The organism is Pontibacillus chungwhensis BH030062, from assembly GCF_000770675.1.
GTDB lineage: Bacteria > Bacillota > Bacilli > Bacillales > BH030062 > Pontibacillus > Pontibacillus chungwhensis.
The window spans coordinates 13,230-28,793 of record NZ_AVBG01000022.1; the positions used below are offsets into that span (position 1 = coordinate 13,230).

Annotated in this window: 16 protein-coding genes and 1 riboswitch; of the genes, 9 read left to right on the forward strand and 7 right to left on the reverse strand. The window is 40.1% G+C overall.

What is annotated here, in order from left to right; translation table 11 throughout:
* Window positions 1–43: 43 nt before the first annotated feature.
* A complete protein-coding gene (locus N780_RS18260; RefSeq protein WP_036787519.1) occupies window positions 44–1,012 on the reverse strand; it encodes an ABC transporter substrate-binding protein in 969 nt (322 codons plus the stop codon).
* 178 nt (window positions 1,013–1,190) lie between these two features.
* Here N780_RS18260 and N780_RS18265 point away from each other — a divergent pair, with 178 nt between their 5' ends.
* From N780_RS18265 to N780_RS18280, 4 genes are read left to right on the forward strand one after another with little or no spacing between them, the layout of a single operon-like run.
* Window positions 1,191–2,195 carry a FecCD family ABC transporter permease gene (locus N780_RS18265; RefSeq protein WP_036787521.1) on the forward strand — a complete coding sequence of 335 codons (1,005 nt, stop codon included), beginning with the start codon at window positions 1,191–1,193 and terminating at the stop codon, window positions 2,193–2,195.
* A complete protein-coding gene (locus N780_RS18270) occupies window positions 2,192–3,247 on the forward strand; it encodes a FecCD family ABC transporter permease (RefSeq protein WP_036787523.1) in 1,056 nt (351 codons plus the stop codon). Before N780_RS18265 ends, N780_RS18270 begins: the two co-directional genes overlap by 4 nt.
* A gap of 14 nt (window positions 3,248–3,261) precedes the next feature.
* Entirely contained in the window at window positions 3,262–4,092 is an 831-nt protein-coding gene (locus N780_RS18275; protein ID WP_036787525.1) for an ABC transporter ATP-binding protein, read from the forward strand.
* Window positions 4,073–4,819, forward strand: a complete 747-nt coding sequence (locus N780_RS18280) for a hypothetical protein (RefSeq protein ID WP_036787527.1) — start codon at window positions 4,073–4,075, stop codon at window positions 4,817–4,819. The genes N780_RS18275 and N780_RS18280 overlap by 20 nt, the downstream gene beginning before the upstream one ends.
* Window positions 4,820–5,181: 362 nt before the next feature.
* Here N780_RS18280 and N780_RS18285 read toward each other — a convergent pair whose 3' ends face one another.
* Window positions 5,182–5,439 (reverse strand): DUF6154 family protein, encoded by a 258-nt coding sequence (locus N780_RS18285; RefSeq protein WP_036787529.1) that lies wholly within the window; start codon window positions 5,437–5,439, stop codon window positions 5,182–5,184.
* 125 nt (window positions 5,440–5,564) lie between these two features.
* Between N780_RS18285 and N780_RS18290 the strand changes: the two genes are divergently transcribed.
* Complete coding sequence (locus N780_RS18290) at window positions 5,565–5,924, forward strand: hypothetical protein (RefSeq protein ID WP_036787531.1); 360 nt, start codon at window positions 5,565–5,567, stop codon at window positions 5,922–5,924.
* Between the two features lie 43 nt (window positions 5,925–5,967).
* Here N780_RS18290 and N780_RS18295 read toward each other — a convergent pair whose 3' ends face one another.
* Window positions 5,968–6,804: a DUF6612 family protein gene (locus tag N780_RS18295; RefSeq protein WP_036787533.1), complete on the reverse strand. Its 837-nt coding sequence runs from the start codon at window positions 6,802–6,804 to the stop codon at window positions 5,968–5,970.
* Between the two features lie 104 nt (window positions 6,805–6,908).
* Here N780_RS18295 and N780_RS19360 point away from each other — a divergent pair, with 104 nt between their 5' ends.
* Entirely contained in the window at window positions 6,909–7,499 is a 591-nt protein-coding gene (locus N780_RS19360; RefSeq protein ID WP_052115165.1) for a hypothetical protein, read from the forward strand.
* 38 nt (window positions 7,500–7,537) lie between these two features.
* Entirely contained in the window at window positions 7,538–8,014 is a 477-nt protein-coding gene (gene ytkD / locus N780_RS18305) for an RNA deprotection pyrophosphohydrolase (protein ID WP_036787535.1), read from the forward strand.
* Between the two features lie 43 nt (window positions 8,015–8,057).
* Here the strand turns inward: ytkD and N780_RS18310 are convergent, their stop codons facing one another.
* From N780_RS18310 to N780_RS18320, 3 genes are read right to left on the reverse strand one after another with little or no spacing between them, the layout of a single operon-like run.
* The gene (locus tag N780_RS18310; protein ID WP_084599756.1) at window positions 8,058–8,786 is read right to left on the reverse strand and encodes an ABC transporter permease; all 729 of its coding nucleotides are present in this window, start codon (window positions 8,784–8,786) and stop codon (window positions 8,058–8,060) included.
* Window positions 8,787–8,841: 55 nt separating this feature from the next.
* Window positions 8,842–9,615 (reverse strand): ABC transporter ATP-binding protein, encoded by a 774-nt coding sequence (locus tag N780_RS18315; protein ID WP_036787539.1) that lies wholly within the window; start codon window positions 9,613–9,615, stop codon window positions 8,842–8,844.
* Window positions 9,616–9,630: 15 nt separating this feature from the next.
* The gene (locus tag N780_RS18320; protein WP_036787541.1) at window positions 9,631–10,620 is read right to left on the reverse strand and encodes an ABC transporter substrate-binding protein; all 990 of its coding nucleotides are present in this window, start codon (window positions 10,618–10,620) and stop codon (window positions 9,631–9,633) included.
* A 92-nt stretch (window positions 10,621–10,712) separates the two neighbouring features.
* Between N780_RS18320 and N780_RS18325 the strand changes: the two genes are divergently transcribed.
* Window positions 10,713–11,489, forward strand: a complete 777-nt coding sequence (locus N780_RS18325; protein ID WP_036787543.1) for an alpha/beta hydrolase family protein — start codon at window positions 10,713–10,715, stop codon at window positions 11,487–11,489.
* A gap of 59 nt (window positions 11,490–11,548) precedes the next feature.
* Here the strand turns inward: N780_RS18325 and pckA are convergent, their stop codons facing one another.
* A complete protein-coding gene (gene pckA, locus N780_RS18330; protein WP_036787544.1) occupies window positions 11,549–13,138 on the reverse strand; it encodes a phosphoenolpyruvate carboxykinase (ATP) in 1,590 nt (529 codons plus the stop codon).
* A 514-nt stretch (window positions 13,139–13,652) separates the two neighbouring features.
* A riboswitch (SAM riboswitch) is annotated at window positions 13,653–13,762 on the forward strand.
* A 312-nt stretch (window positions 13,763–14,074) separates the two neighbouring features.
* Between pckA and metK the strand changes: the two genes are divergently transcribed.
* Window positions 14,075–15,274, forward strand: a complete 1,200-nt coding sequence (gene metK, locus N780_RS18335; RefSeq protein ID WP_036787546.1) for a methionine adenosyltransferase — start codon at window positions 14,075–14,077, stop codon at window positions 15,272–15,274.
* The last annotated feature ends 290 nt before the right edge of the window (window positions 15,275–15,564 follow it).

The window sequence follows — 15,564 nt, forward strand, 5'->3', positions numbered from 1 at the left end:
CCTTGCTTGTCTGTCTAACAAGTCATAAGGCGGTTTACATGTGTTATTGATTTATTATAATTTCTTCTAAATCATCTACCATTTCATTTGCTGCAATATAGCCACCAGCTGTATTCCAAATCGCATCACTTACTTCGTGAACATTTCCTTCTTGAACGACTTCAAGGTTTTGGAATAATGGATCGTTCATCCACTCTTCAGCTAGCTCTGTAGCAGCTCCATCCCCTGTCTCATATGTGAAGTAGAATAAGATATCTCCATCCATAGCAGGGATGCGTTCTTTCGTAGCTTTTTCCATAAATTCGTTTACATCTTGAGATTCCGGACGCTCAAAGCCAATCTGTTCTAGAATAACTCCTGAGAAGGAGTCTTTCTGATAGATACGAGCGTGGTCAGGGAGGAAGCGAACTACAGAAACTTCTTGGTTTAGTTTATCCCCTGCCTGATCCGCAAAGTTGTTTAAGCGCTCATTGTATTCAGTTAGGAGTTCTTCCCCTTTAGCTTCCATATTTAACGCTTTGGCGTATGTTTTAAAGTTATCCTGCCATTCTCCTTTAAGGGTTTCAGAGAAGATGGTTGGGGCAACCTCATTTAACTGGTCATAAATTTTTTCTTGGCGTAATTTATTTCCGATAATTAAGTCAGGGTCTAAAGAAATGATTTTCTCAATGTTGACTTCTGATTCGGTACCGACTACTTCTACATCTTCCATGCGATCACTAATATGTTTGTACCATGGATCGCCAGTCCATGATTGAACTGCTCCAACTGGTGTGACGCCAAGAGCTAGGAGCGCTTCTGTTCCTTCGTTCGTTAAGATTACAACTTTTTCAGGTTTCTCTTTAACGGTTGTTTCTCCCATAGCGTGTTCAACTGTGTAAGGTTCGAAGTCACTAGTGTCGCCATTATCTTCATCATTTGAAGATGAGTCTTCTGAAGATGTTCCGCAGGCAGCCAGTAATCCGATCGTCAATAGTAACATAAAACTAAGTATAAAATGCTTTTTGTTCATCGTTATGTCCTCCTAATTGAGTATGATTATCATTTACAACTAAATTGATCATAGCCTTATTTTGTAACAGAGTCAAGTATAAATGACAATGATTCTCATAATCGTTGACAGCACCTAAAAGAATCCATACACTTGTAAGTAAGAGTAGTATGTAAGTTACGTTAGGTAGGGGAAGAATATGGTTTTGCAGTCGAATAGAACAAAAGGAATCGGTTTTTTGGTAAGTGTTGTTCTGTTAGTGATCTGTATGGGACTGAGTCTTGTTCTTGGATATACAGACGTTTCGTTCAGCGATGCTTGGAAAGCTTTTACGACACAAGAGCAGAATAACACTTTAATCGTAATTCGCTCATTGCGATTGCCAAGAGTTCTTATTGCAGCATGTGTGGGAGGATCACTAGCTTTAGCTGGTGCTTTACTTCAAGCTTTAACCAGAAACCCACTCGCTTCTCCTCAAATCTTTGGAGTGAATGCAGGTGCTTCGTTCTTCGTGGTTATGGCTATTGCTGTCTTTCAATCTCTTCCCCTTGGAATGATGGCTTGGGTATCATTTGCAGGTGCAGCGGTTGCTGCAACTATTGTATATGCAATAGGGTCAATAGGAAAAGAAGGATTAACGCCTGTGCGCTTAACACTAGCGGGAGCAGCTATTGCGGCATTATTTTCATCATTAACCCAAGGTATTCTTGTATTAAATGAAAAAGCCTTAGACGAAGTGCTCTTTTGGCTAGCTGGAAGTGTACAAGGAAGAAATCTTGATTACTTGCAACAACTTTCCCCTTACATTCTTGTAGGCTGGATCGGTACATTTTTAATCGGTAAGCATTTGAATATATTAACAATGGGAGAAGACTTGGCAAAAGGTCTAGGGCAGAAGACAGCCTATATAAAGCTCTCAGCTGGAGTACTTACTGTTCTTCTATCTGGTGGAGCAGTAGCTATTGCAGGACCGATAGGTTTTATCGGAATTGTTGTACCCCACTTTGCTAGATACATCGTCGGGTATGATCATAGGTGGATCTTGCCTTATTGCGCCGTATTAGGTGGAATTCTCTTACTGTTAGCTGATATCAGTGCTAGATATATTATTATGCCAGAAGAAGTACCAGTCGGAGTTATGACGGCAATAATTGGTACTCCATTCTTTATTTATATTGCCCGAAAAGGATTGAAATCAACATGAGTAAATATGTGAAGATACGCTCCAAAAAAGATCGAATATCCTTTTTTCTCGAAAAACGGGCTCTGACGTATTTTAGCCTATTTTTAGGGTTGTTATGCGTATTGTTTATCATGTCTGCTTCATTAGGGGAAACATTTATTCCTCCATTTGATGCGGTCACGGTATTCTTTGGAGGAGGAACGGATGTACAGAATTTAATCATTGAAACATTGAGACTTCCGCGAATCATAGTGGCTCTGTTTGTCGGAATAGGCCTTGCTTTAAGTGGTGCTATTCTTCAGGGGATGATTCGAAACCCTCTTGCGTCTCCTGATATTATTGGAATATCAGGTGGTGGTGCTGTAGCAGTTGTATTATTCTTAACGTTGTTTAGCGATGAGACAGATTCTTTAACGGTCAGTATTCATTGGATGCCAGTTGCAGCCTTTATAGGTGCGAGTCTAGTTGGGATATTTGTTTATTTATTAGCTTATAAAAATGGTGTTTCACCGATGCGAATTATATTAATTGGTATTGGCCTTTCTGCCCTTACTCAAGCCATAACCAACACGTTAATGATTGTAGGGCCTATTTATCGTGCATCGCAAGCCAATGTTTGGTTAACGGGAAGTGTATATGGAGCAAATTGGGAACAAGTGAAGGTCATTGTGCCTTCTATTCTTGTTCTTGTGTTTGTATCCTTGTTACTTTCAAGAAGGATTAACGTACAAGAGCTCGGAGAAGAACTGGCAGCGGGCGTAGGTTCTCATTTGCAACGGGATCGCTTTTTATTCTTATTAGTAAGTACAGCACTAGCTGGAATAGCGGTTTCTTTCGCGGGAGGGGTTGGCTTTGTTGGTTTAATGGCACCGCATATAGCGAGAAGACTTGTAGGATCTTCGTATGGAGCTCTGTTACCCCTTTCCGGTCTTATTGGAGCCATTCTAGTTATAGGTGCTGACCTGATTGGGCGTACACTTTTCTTGCCTAACATTATTCCTGCTGGTGTGTTTACAGCTACAATTGGAGCGCCTTATTTTATCTTTTTATTATTTTCAAATAAGCGGGCTTAAAAGGAGAGGTTCACATGAATAATTTGAAAACGGATCATGTAACGCTTGGCTATGGAGAGAAGACAATTCTGAATGATTTAAATATAGAGATACCAAAGGGAGAGATTACGGTCTTCGTTGGTGGAAATGGTTGTGGAAAATCTACCCTTCTTCGTTCAATGGCTCGTTTATTGAAACCTCACAGTGGTAACGTGGTGTTGGATGGGAAGGCCATTTCCAAAATGTCCACCAAATCAGTAGCACAGCAGCTTGCCATACTTCCTCAAAGTCCTGTTACCCCAGAAGGATTGACGGTTCTGCAGCTCGTTAAGCAAGGTCGTTATCCATATCAGAACTGGTTCAAACAATGGTCACAAGAAGATGAAGATGCAGTAGAGCAAGCCCTTCAAGACACTAATCTTGAAGAATTAAAAGAGAGGACTGTTGATTCGTTATCTGGTGGGCAACGCCAGCGAGCTTGGATTGCGATGACCCTTGCTCAGGATACGGATATTATTTTGCTCGATGAACCGACGACTTACTTGGATATGACGTATCAAATTGAAATATTGGACTTATTGTTTGAGCTAAACGAAAGAGAAGGTAGAACCGTTGTCATGGTGCTTCATGATCTGAATTTAGCCTCCCGATATGCTCATAACATTGTGGCGTTAAAAGATCAGACTGTTTACGCTCAAGGCAAGCCAGAAGAAATCGTGACGTGTAAGTTTGTTCAAGATGTGTTCAGTATGACTTGTAACGTTACGAGCGACCCGATTTTTGGAACTCCAATGTGCATTCCTTATGGGCGTGGTCGTTGTTTAATTAAGGAAAGTGTGATGTCTAATGAACCTAACGTTGGATGAAGTTGATGTACTAGATCATTATTTTCGGTACTATCACCCGACTTATCATGATGGAGAACAACGGGTTGAGGAGATTTCGCTAGATGCTTTTAGGGACGTGAATCAGTTTAAGGAAATACTCGAACAGGTGTCATCATTTATAAATTCTGATTCTCAGAGAGCTACCGCTTCTATGATTACGAAAAGGTTAGGCTATTATTTTGTAACAGGTATGCTTGCTCCTATGACTCTTTACTCAAAGTTGCCTGTAGTAGAAGTGGAGGATAAGAAGTTGATTCGCTTGGATGACCACAAGAAATGGTTTCCGAAATGGAGTAATGAATCCTATCGTAGTCTGTCTATACCAAAGAGCGCAAGAGAAAAGTCAGTAAAACACCATTTCACTGTATTAATCGAAACAATGGTCTTACCGATTTTTACTACAGTTCACCGTGTAACAAGTCTACCCATGAAGATAATGTGGGAAAATTTTGCTACTTATGTATACTGGTTTTATGAACAGTTTGCTTATGAAATCGTTCAGAAAGCACAAGCCAATACAGTTTTGTGTGACTACCAGGCTATACGTGGAATCGAAGGGAAAGTGTTTCAACAAAAACAGAACCCAATTACTCAATTCGCTTTACGTAAAGAAAAGGGAAAGGAGAAGCGGCTGTTCTGTTGTCTTACCTATCAGTTAAATAATGAGCATACCTATTGCAAAGTATGTCCGCTTCTTAAAAACTAAGAAGCGGATTTTTTATGGATTTAGGAATAGATGGGGATAGTGAGAAGGAGTAGTTGCCTGGAAGCTTTAAAGTTAAGCTCAAACAAACTTTCTAAAATGAGGCATAAATGGGTGACTAGGAAGTTCTATGGGATCCTGGTGCATTGTAAAAAAGGGGGACATTAAGGGTGGTATGGTTGTATTTCCGACGTGCTTGTGTCGAACATCCGATATCATGTTAGGGAGCGGGAAGCAATTAGTTTGCTGGTGTTGACCTTAGGGCAACAGCATCTTCATTATTAGTATAATCATGAGGCTTGATCAGGCCTCCCGCATAGGTGAAAATTTAAGCGTAGAACCCTCACGTGCAAAAGGTTGATGGATTATAGAGCTTTCCTCTGCGGGTCATTAGTAGAATAAGGTGAAGGAGGAGTGATGGGATGCGTAGAAGACGCTTTCATTCTTTCGATAATATAACTAGCTACGAATTCCTGGAGCTCCTCTTCTTGGCAATGTTTAACGATTTGCAGTAAATCTTTGTGATCCATTTGCTCAATAATAGAGTGTACAAATAGAGGTAAGTAATCGTCCGTTTCGAAATACTTCTTATAAAGTTCAGATAAGCTATCAGCAAATTTCATAATCAACTTCCTTTCCCTCAATCTCAAAAGTCTATCTTTGTTCATTACCTTATGCGGCTTTTTTTAAATGTTGTTCATAATTCGTTAAATAAGTGCAAAAAGTAAAGAATAGGAGGGTGAAGTTAATGGAAAATAAGAAGCGAACGTTTTATATTAACCTGGGTTCTCAAGAAATATCACAAATTCGTGACGGGAATAATGACGTATTTACTATTCAGGCAACAGAAGAGGAAATGTTCAGATTGCGCCAAGTGCTTAATGAAGTGTTTAGTGCAGATGAGCGATCTTTCTGGAGGTCTCATATCCCTTTTCGCCATTATTCTGAGGACTCACAAAATGATGATTATGACTACTCCATGCGTGAAGCTTACAAAATGATTTATGAGTTGGGCGACGAAGATACAAAGCAGTTTATCAAGTCTATTGGAATGGATCACGATGAAGATTCTGACAAGATCTATGGAGAACGAAATCCTTTAACCTAGTAGCAAACAAGAGGCCGCTTAAACAGCGACCTCTTGTTCTTTGTTATGGAGAGGTTCCTTGCATATTGCTGATGTCTTCTGCGTTTTCCTTTACATCTTCTGGGATGCGAACTGCCTCAATCTCATTGTACTCATCGTAATTTGAATTGATCTCTTGTTTAACGGAAACTGTGTTACCTTGCTGTTCCATAGAGATCTCCATCTCCATATCTAATGATTTGGGATAGTATTGCTCCTTAGTTATTGTAAGGTCAAAGGCCAAGTTATGAATCGTGAACTCACCCATTGCATCTTTTGGGATAGCTCCTCCGTTTGATAAAGCCCTCTCGATGAACTGCTTCATATCTTCCTCGTTAGCTTCTAAATGTATAACATAACCATTATCTGTTTCATCCATGGTTAGACTTTCTGAATAATCTTGAAGCATTTCAAGTTGTTTTTTTGGGTTCTGTTGCATTGTACCTGACTGGCTAAACTGGTTAATTAAGTCTTTCGGGCCTTTGAGCCAGTTTCCGCTGTTTGGATCTTTAAAATAAAGGCCATCCTGAATATAATACATTTCAATGTTTTGTCCCATGGCTTCTGTTACTAAGTGATAAGCAAGAGGATCAAGAGTGAACTCGCCTTCTGAAGACATCTCTATGTTTTGTTCACCTTGTTCGCCCATTTGAACCGACTGTTGAATGTCTGTGGATAACGAAAAGCTTTTCAGGTCCCCTGTAGCTTCTAATGATTTCTCATAAACTTCTACCGCAGAAAGATCTTGGTTCTCTTTATTAATCTCTCCTTCTGCTCCGCTTTCTTCAGACTGACCAGAACATCCTATCGTAATGACCAATATAAAAATTAAGGCTGACCAGATTTGTACATGTTTTTTCATGAATTTTCCCTCCCAGGAATCAAAGTAGTTGATTTTGAGTTTATTTCGTGCTGCAAAAAGGAAATAGGTTACTAACACACCATAAGAAACAGGGGGCAACAGATATGAACCTAGGTAAGTCAATTGCAATCATTCCTATTATTTTGGTAGCGTTACTTGTAGTGATATCAAATCAGCAGCCTGATTTGCTAAATGCGCAGGACCAATTATCTGGATCTGATCACACCGGTCATACAGAATTAACTTTCCACCAAAAACAAGAGAAGAAACACGGATTAACATCTTCTTCCAATAAAGCACAAGAAAAAGAGATCTTAACAGAAGAAATTATAACATCTGTCACTAGTAAATTTATGGATCAACTTGTACAAAAGTCCAATCAAGAGTCCCGTGTAATGGCATATGATAGCAAAAAAGAATTAATTAAGTCGTTCTCATCCATAGCAAATAAATCTGTTGCAAAGGAATATGTTGATTTTTATTATAAAGAATATAATAATGGACTGTATATCCTTCCAACTGATACACCACCTTGGTTTCAAGAAAACGAATCTTACACAACTGAAACGTTAGAGGATGGGCGTATAGCTGTTACTCAACATAATACAAGTGAGCTTTATGGAAAGTACACGGTTTCATTTGTCTTTACGCATACAAATGAAGGTTGGATTATTGATGGAATAAGCCATTCATAGTGAAAAGGAAATGAAGCAATAAAGGCAGTTGATCGTTATTGATTACGTTTTATGATTATTACCATAATGAAGTGAAGCTTTCTTTTACCGATCATCCCTTTTCTGAACACCCAAAACATGTATGGGTCATTAGCCGTTATGATGGAAAATGGCTACTTACAGAGCATAAAGATCGAGGAATTGAATTTCCTGGTGGGAAAGTAGAAGAGGGAGAGACTCCGGAACAAGCGGCTGTTCGTGAAGTCATGGAAGAGACTGGGGGAGAAGTTGAAGCTTTATCCTATATTGGTCAGTATCATGTGGATGGTAAGGGAGGTTGTATTATAAAGAATATTTATTTTGCAACCATTTCGAACCTGACTAAACAGGAGACATATTTCGAAACGAAAGGACCTGTATGCTTGGATACGTTACCGAAAGGGTTAGAGCGAAACTCTCAATTTAGCTTTATGATGAAGGATGAGGTACTGCCTCACAGTTTAGATTACATTAAGAAAACTCAGCTCTTGGATTAGTCTCCGAGATGCTGAGTTTTTTTACGTTACTGGTTTAACGGATTTATCCCCTTATTAACTTCCGCTCCAACCTTTCCACAAGTTGATACATAATAGCAGCGAAGATCGCAATAATCATAAGGCTTGCAAGGACGAGTGTAAAGTCAAATACCTGGAATCCGTAAATGATCAAATACCCTAATCCTTTTTGAGAAACAAGGAATTCACCAACGATTACTCCAACCCATGAAAGTCCCACGTTAACTTTAAAGGTCGATATAATCGTAGGGAAGGAAGCTGGGAGTATAGCTTCTTTAAAGATTTGGAACCTATTCGCACCAAAGCTTCTCAGGACTTTAACGTAATTTCTGTCGACTCCTTGAAATGCTGAATAGACAACAATGGTAGTAATGATAACGGAGATAATAGCTCCCATTGCGATAATAGAGAAATAGCCTGGGCCTAATGCGACAATGATTATGGGTCCGAGCGCTACCTTAGGCATTGCATTTAAAATAACAAGATAAGGGTCAATGATTTTAGATAGTTTTGGAAACCACCATAAAGTAGCCGCTAACAAAATACCTAAAACGGTTCCAAGCAAAAAACCTGCTACTGTTTCTAAGAGTGTGACACGGATATGCATAAAGATTGAGCCATCAGTTGCCTTAGCTAAAAGCAAATCACTAATTTTAGTTGGTGAACTAAAAAGAAGCGGATCGATCCATCTTAGGCGACTGCTCATTTCCCATAGGCTAAAGAAGCTAGCAAATATAATCAATTGCCATATCATTATTGAACGCTTTTCTTTTTGTAGTTTCTTTAAATGCTGCTGAAAACGCGTTTCATCAGTTGATGGACTCTGTTTCAAGCTGATCTAGCTCCTTCCATATGGTTTGAAATAGGTCATTGAAATCAGCGTGCTGCCTTGTTTCAAAAGGTGTTAGTGTACGTAAATGACCAGGAACTTGGAATGTTTTCGCGATTCGACCTGGACGAGCTTTAAGGACATAAACTGTATCACTCATGGCAATTGCCTCTCCAATATCATGAGTAACAAGTAGGGAGGTTTTCCTGTACTGCTTCAGCATTTGAGAGACTAGATTTTCAAGTTTTAATTTGGTCTGATAATCTAAAGCGGAAAAAGGTTCATCAAGAAGTAGTAACTTAGGGTCTGTCATGAGAGTCCTTGCTAATGCTGCCCTTTGGCGCATCCCACCTGAAAGTTGACTAGGGTAGGATTTCACAACACTTTCAAGGCCGATTTCCTCTAAAATCTGAATAGCTTTTTCTTTCTTCATTTCTGTAATGTTCCCTTGAATGTGAGGGCCGAGCAAGACGTTCTCTTGTATGGTCTTCCATGGAAATAAGTAATCCTGTTGTAGCATATATCCAATGTTGGTTTGGGAACGAGGTTGTTGTTGAATGGTTACTGTACCTTCTGTTGGAGTTAATAGACCTGCTATGATGGATAAAAGTGTCGTCTTTCCACAGCCGCTAGGGCCGAGGAAGGAAACGAACTGTCCTTCCTCAATGGAGAGCGAGACGTCTTCAATGGCTTTCGTAAATCCTTGTTTTGAAAAATATTGGTGAGTAATATGGTTAAGGCTGAGGAAAGTCATTTTATACACTCCTCCTTATTTCATTACATCTTCCGCGATTTTTGTATTTACAAGCGTCTTATGGTCCACGTCTGCCGGGAGCTCTCCTGCTTCTTCCATGATGGGTTTTAAGTTGCTCCATTCTTCTTTATCGAGAACTGGATCTTCTGCATAAGAGCCTTGGCTTTTATAGCGATCGACCACAGTTTCAATTAAATCGAGTTCCGTGTCTTCAAAATAGGGTTGAATGACATCAGCAATCTCTCCAGCGGAATGATCCTGAACCCACTGCTGAGCTTTGTAGATAGCGCGTGTAAACTTCTCCATTTCTTCCGGGTTTTCTTCTAAGAAACTGTTCTTTGTCATGAATACTGTGTAAGGCACGTGCCCTGACTCTTCCCCAAAGGAAGCTACGATATGACCTTTCCCTTCTCGTTCGAAAATGCTTGCTGTTGGCTCAAATAACTGTACATAATCACCTGTGCCAGAAGCAAAGGCATTCGGAATGTTAGCGAAATCAACGTTTTGAATTAATGTTAGGTCTTCTTTTGGGTCAATGCCTTGTTCTTTCAACACATATTCTCCAACCATTTGAGGCATTCCGCCTTTACGTTGACCAAGGAAGGTGCTTCCGTTTAGATCTTCCCATTTAAATTCTGGCTGCTCCTCTCTGGCAACAAGAAACGTTCCATCTGTTTGAGTAAGCTGGGCAACGTTAATGACTGGGTCTGAGGCTCCTCTGGCATAAACATAGATGGACGTTTCAGAACCTACAAGAGCAATGTCCGCACCATCAGAAAGAAGGGTCGTCATTGTCTTATCCCCGCCCCAAGTAGTGGTTAACTCCACATCAAGACCTTCATCTTCAAAAAAACCCTTTTCAAGTGCCACATACTGCGGGGCATAGAATATAGACCGCGTCACTTCTGCTACCTTAATCGTTGTTGGTGATTGAGAACATGCGGCTAAGGGGAATGTAAGTAAAGCCACTATCGAAACATATAAAAGCAAACGAATTTTTTTCATTTCGGATAATCCTCCTGTAAGATCAATCTAAATAGATACGTTATCGTATGTGGCTGTTAAATTTGTGTGAATGCCTATAAAGGAGTTTTTTTATGCAAGATGGAACGATTATTTCAAAACAACGATACCCTTCTCCTCACCCTGAGTTGCATGTATTTCTTGTTACGTATTGGAGCGATGGGTTAAGGGTGAAAGGTTTCTTAGTAGAACCGAAAGAGAAAGGACAATATCCGGGGTTTTTATATCTCCGCGGCGGTATAAAAGGTGTTGGCAAAGTTCGAATCGGTAGGATTGTTCAATTTGCTTCTTACGGTTTCGTTGTCTTTGCTCCATGCTATCGTGGCAATATGGGAGGAGAAGGTAGAGAAGATTTTGCCTTAAGTGATCGTAAAGATGGCCATAATGGGGCCAGAGTCCTTTTTAATCATCCTAAGGTGAATGAAGAAGTAAATGTATTTGGGTTTTCTCGTGGGGGAGTTATGGGATTATGGACGGCTCTTGAAGTCCCTGGTATTCATAAAGTGGTTTGTTGGGGAGGAGTGACAGATGTAGCCCTAACTTATGAGGAACGTGTTGACTTAAGGAGGATGCTAAAGCGTGTTGTTGGGGGAGGACCTAATAAATTCCCTGAAAGGTTTGCGGCCAGAACACCACTTGCGTCTATAAAAGATCTGGAGACTCCTGTGTGTATTATTCATGGAGCTAAGGATCAAAATGTATCTGTTGAACATGCCAGACTTTTAGAAAAAGAATTACAAGAACATGATTTACCCCATACGAGCTGGATTTATTACGATTTAGATCATTATTTCCCACCAAAAGTAAATCGGCGTACCGTTAAGCAATTAACAGATTGGTTAAAGAAATAGAAACGGCTATCCCGGTATGGGATAGCCGCTATATATATTTGGAGATGTGGGAGCGATAGTTATTTTGTAAATGTAGGGCCTGAATTGCGAATTTCTTCACTGACCCCGTCGAATTTCTTAAAGTTCTCATGAAATTTAGTAGCTAGTTCATGAGCTTTTTCTTCATACTGTGCTTCATCTTTCCACGTGCGTTTCGGAATCAGCACATCGTCTGGAACCCCGGGACAGTGAGCTGGTATTTCCAACCCGAAAATAGGATCTACTACTGTTTCAGTGGAGTTAAGCTCACCCTCAAGTGCAGCATGAATCATAGCGCGGGTGTGAGCTAGTTTCATGCGGTGACCCTCTCCATAAGCACCACCAGTCCATCCTGTATTAACGAGGAAGACGTTAGAGTTAAATTGATCTATTTTCTCCCCAAGCATTTCTGCATACGTGGAAGCATGTCTTGGAAGGAATGGAGAACCAAAGCATGTAGAGAACGTTGCTTCTGGACTAGTAACGCCGCGTTCAGTTCCTGCTAGTTTGCTTGTGTAACCGCTAAGGAAATGGTACATCGCCTGCTCTTTAGTCAGTTTACTAATCGGAGGCAATACACCAAAAGCATCAGCTGTTAAGAATATAATTGTATTAGGGTGACCTGCAATACTAGGTTCAACAATATTATGGATATTCTTGATTGGATAAGCTGCACGTGTATTTTCTGTTAGAGTTGTATCTTCGTAATCCGGTTCGCGTGTACCAGGATGCAAGATTACGTTCTCAAGCACAGACCCAAATCGAATTGCTTTATAGATTTGAGGCTCGTTTTCTTCAGAAAGGTTTATGCACTTTGCGTAGCATCCACCTTCAATGTTGAATACTCCGCGGTTAGACCAACCGTGTTCGTCATCCCCGATTAGTCGACGTTCGGGATCAGCAGACAGAGTAGTTTTCCCTGTACCAGAGAGTCCGAAGAATAATGCTACGTCGCCTTCTTTCCCTACGTTAGCTGAACAGTGCATAGGTAGAACATCGCTCTCTGGTAATAAGTAGTTCATAACTGAAAAGATCGATTTTTTAATTTCCCCCGCATATTCCGTTCCTCCGATAAGAATCACGCGATGTTTAAATGACACCATAATAAAGGCTTCAGAGCGTGTGCCATCTTGAGCAGGATCTGCTTTAAAGGAGGGGGCGGATATAACTGTGAATTCGCTTACATGATCGGCGAATTCGTCCTCAGTAGGGCGTATAAATAATTGATGGGCGAATAAGTTATGCCAAGCAAATTCATTGATCACTTGAATAGGTAATCGGTAGCGTTCGTCTGCCCCGGCAAACCCATTAAAAACAAATACTTCTTCCTTTTCTTTTAGAAAATCTACCACTTTATGATAAAGGTTTTCAAAGATTTCTTCTGATATAGGTTGGTTCACGGTACCCCAATCAACTGTGTCCTTTGATACCTCATCTTTAACGATGAACTTATCTTGAGGGGATCGGCCGGTGTAACGTCCTGTTTCGGCTCTGATCGCTCCTGTAGCAGTTAGTGTACCCTCGTTACGTTGAAGAACTTTTTCAACGAGTTCTCCCACACATAAATTGGTTAACACATTAGGTTGTGTAATTAATTCTTTAATGATGGACGCTTGATTCACCGTATTCATGCTCAAGAACCTGCCTTTATTTAATATTTTTTGACTTTGATAGTGAACGTAACAAAATCATTTTTAATGACGAATCGAAGTTGAGATCAATCCTTTTTGTTCTTAGTTGATACCGTCTTTTGAATAGGATCAGACTCAATGTGTCATTAGTATAACACATTCATTTTATTAGTCCATACTATTTTATAATGAAATTACGGCAAAATTGTGACTGCAAATGTAAAAGAAAAGGTGAAATCTTATAATCAATAGACTTATTGAAATGATGAGATGGACAATGGACAAGCGCTTTACTTCTATTTAATATATTACTTCGATGTTAACCCACCTTTTTCCTTGATTTAATATTTTCGAATTCCAAAGTCAGCTATGAGCAGTACGCCCTTTGTCTGAATTCCATGTTTATACTTAGTGCAAAAGTGGTTCGTGTAGCATACAATAAAGCAATGATAACGCTCTATATTCAGTTGACATAAAAGGGCTAAAACGTTATGATAAGTCGCGAACGGAAACTATCTTATCCAGAGAAGGTGGAGGGACAGGCCCTATGAAACCCAGCAACCGTCATCCTTAGATGAAAAGGTGCTAACCTGATGCAAGGAAGACCTCCTTGAACGATAAGAGCGAATGGACCCTTTCCCTTTGCTCGTTATGGGAAGGGATTTTTTATACTTTCGAAAGGTTTCAAAAAGCTTTCTAAGGTATATTGAAATTCATCGGCATTTGCTAGATATAGCGAATTTCGACGTTTTCTCATGTGTTTTTTTCATTCGTTTACAATATACGAAACTGTTCCAGGTGTATAGAATAGATCAGTGTAAATTCATGTAGGAAAAGATTTTACACGCACTTTGGTTTACTTTTTTTCTGAATAGATAGCTGGGTGATGAGTTCCGTCTCAAAGATAAGAGTATTTTAAAGGAGGAGTTTGAGGGAATGGCTGCAAACCGCCGCTTGTTTACATCAGAATCAGTTACAGGAGGGCACCCTGATAAAATCTGTGACCAAATTTCTGATGCCATACTAGATGAAATCTTAAAAAATGATCCTAACGCTCGTGTAGCATGTGAAACGACAGTTACAACAGGGTTAGTTCTCGTATCAGGAGAAATCTCAACAAATACGTACGTGGATATCCAATCAATCGTCCGTAATACCATAAAGGAAATCGGCTATACACGTGCTAAATATGGTTTTGACGCAGAAACATGTGCAGTACTTACAGCAATTGATGAACAATCACCAGACATTGCAGCAGGGGTGAACGAAGCGCTTGAAGCACGAGAAGGTCAAATGACTGATAAGGAAATTGAGAATATTGGTGCAGGAGACCAGGGCCTCATGTTTGGTTATGCGAATAACGAAACGCCTGAACTTATGCCTCTTCCGATCTCTTTAGCTCACAAATTGGCGAAACGTTTGTCTGACGTGCGTAACGATGAAACCGTTCCTTACCTACGCCCTGATGGCAAAACTCAGGTTACTGTAGAGTATGACGAACATGACCGCCCTGTTCGTATTGACACCATTGTCATTTCCACGCAGCATCACCCAGAAATTACGCTAGAGCAAATTCAAAAGGATCTAAAAGAGCAAGTTATTGCTCCGATTGTTCCTGCAGAACTGCTTGATGAACAAACAAAATACTTCATTAATCCGACAGGTCGTTTTGTAATCGGTGGACCTCAAGGGGATGCTGGTTTGACAGGCCGTAAAATTATAGTAGATACGTATGGCGGGTATGCACGTCACGGTGGTGGAGCCTTCAGTGGTAAGGATGCTACTAAAGTTGACCGTTCTGCTGCATATGCAGCTCGTTACGTAGCTAAAAACATTGTTGCTGCAGAATTAGCAGACTCTTGTGAAGTTCAACTAGCTTATGCTATTGGTGTTGCGCAACCTGTTTCGATTTCAATTAATACGTTTGGGACAGGGAAAGTTTCAGAAGAAGCATTAGTCGAAGCTGTACGTGAGAAATTTGATCTTCGTCCAGCAGGTATTATTAAAATGCTTGATCTGCGCCGTCCGATCTATCGCGACACTGCTGCCTATGGTCACTTTGGCCGCACGGACGTTGAATTCCCGTGGGAGCAAACGGATAAAGCAGAAGAATTAAAACAACTAGCAAACTTATAAGTATAGGTAAGAGCATGGAATTGCATAGCAACTCCGTGCTCTTTTTTGTTAAATTGCCATGGTTTTTTTCATTGAATTGTAATCCTTGCCCTTCCTTATGCGAAAACATGATAAAATGTTAGAGTCTGTCATAATCATGGTATAATTTCAAATTAGATGTTACCGACTATAAATTCACGGGTATACCGAATAGTTGTGAAGTATAGAAACGAATGTAAAGAGAACCAGCCCGGGACCTTAAGAATACCGAGGGGTTGTCTGACAATTATAGCCATTTTGTGATAAACTGA

Excerpts from the sequence above, each read along its gene's own strand:
- N780_RS18310 (WP_084599756.1), bottom strand. The coding sequence starts at position 8,786 with ATGATATGGCAATTGATTATATTTGCTAGCTTCTTTAGCCTATGGGAA.
- N780_RS18260 (WP_036787519.1), bottom strand. The coding sequence starts at position 1,012 with ATGAACAAAAAGCATTTTATACTTAGTTTTATGTTACTATTGACGATC.
- pckA (WP_036787544.1), bottom strand. The coding sequence starts at position 13,138 with ATGAATACGGTGAATCAAGCGTCCATCATTAAAGAATTAATTACACAA.
- N780_RS18325 (WP_036787543.1), top strand. The coding sequence starts at position 10,713 with ATGCAAGATGGAACGATTATTTCAAAACAACGATACCCTTCTCCTCAC.
- N780_RS18320 (WP_036787541.1), bottom strand. The coding sequence starts at position 10,620 with ATGAAAAAAATTCGTTTGCTTTTATATGTTTCGATAGTGGCTTTACTT.
- N780_RS18285 (WP_036787529.1), bottom strand. The coding sequence starts at position 5,439 with ATGAAATTTGCTGATAGCTTATCTGAACTTTATAAGAAGTATTTCGAA.
- metK (WP_036787546.1), top strand. The coding sequence starts at position 14,075 with ATGGCTGCAAACCGCCGCTTGTTTACATCAGAATCAGTTACAGGAGGG.
- N780_RS18315 (WP_036787539.1), bottom strand. The coding sequence starts at position 9,615 with ATGACTTTCCTCAGCCTTAACCATATTACTCACCAATATTTTTCAAAA.
- N780_RS18270 (WP_036787523.1), top strand. The coding sequence starts at position 2,192 with ATGAGTAAATATGTGAAGATACGCTCCAAAAAAGATCGAATATCCTTT.
- N780_RS18295 (WP_036787533.1), bottom strand. The coding sequence starts at position 6,804 with ATGAAAAAACATGTACAAATCTGGTCAGCCTTAATTTTTATATTGGTC.
- N780_RS19360 (WP_052115165.1), top strand. The coding sequence starts at position 6,909 with ATGAACCTAGGTAAGTCAATTGCAATCATTCCTATTATTTTGGTAGCG.
- N780_RS18265 (WP_036787521.1), top strand. The coding sequence starts at position 1,191 with ATGGTTTTGCAGTCGAATAGAACAAAAGGAATCGGTTTTTTGGTAAGT.
- N780_RS18290 (WP_036787531.1), top strand. The coding sequence starts at position 5,565 with ATGGAAAATAAGAAGCGAACGTTTTATATTAACCTGGGTTCTCAAGAA.
- N780_RS18280 (WP_036787527.1), top strand. The coding sequence starts at position 4,073 with ATGAACCTAACGTTGGATGAAGTTGATGTACTAGATCATTATTTTCGG.
- N780_RS18275 (WP_036787525.1), top strand. The coding sequence starts at position 3,262 with ATGAATAATTTGAAAACGGATCATGTAACGCTTGGCTATGGAGAGAAG.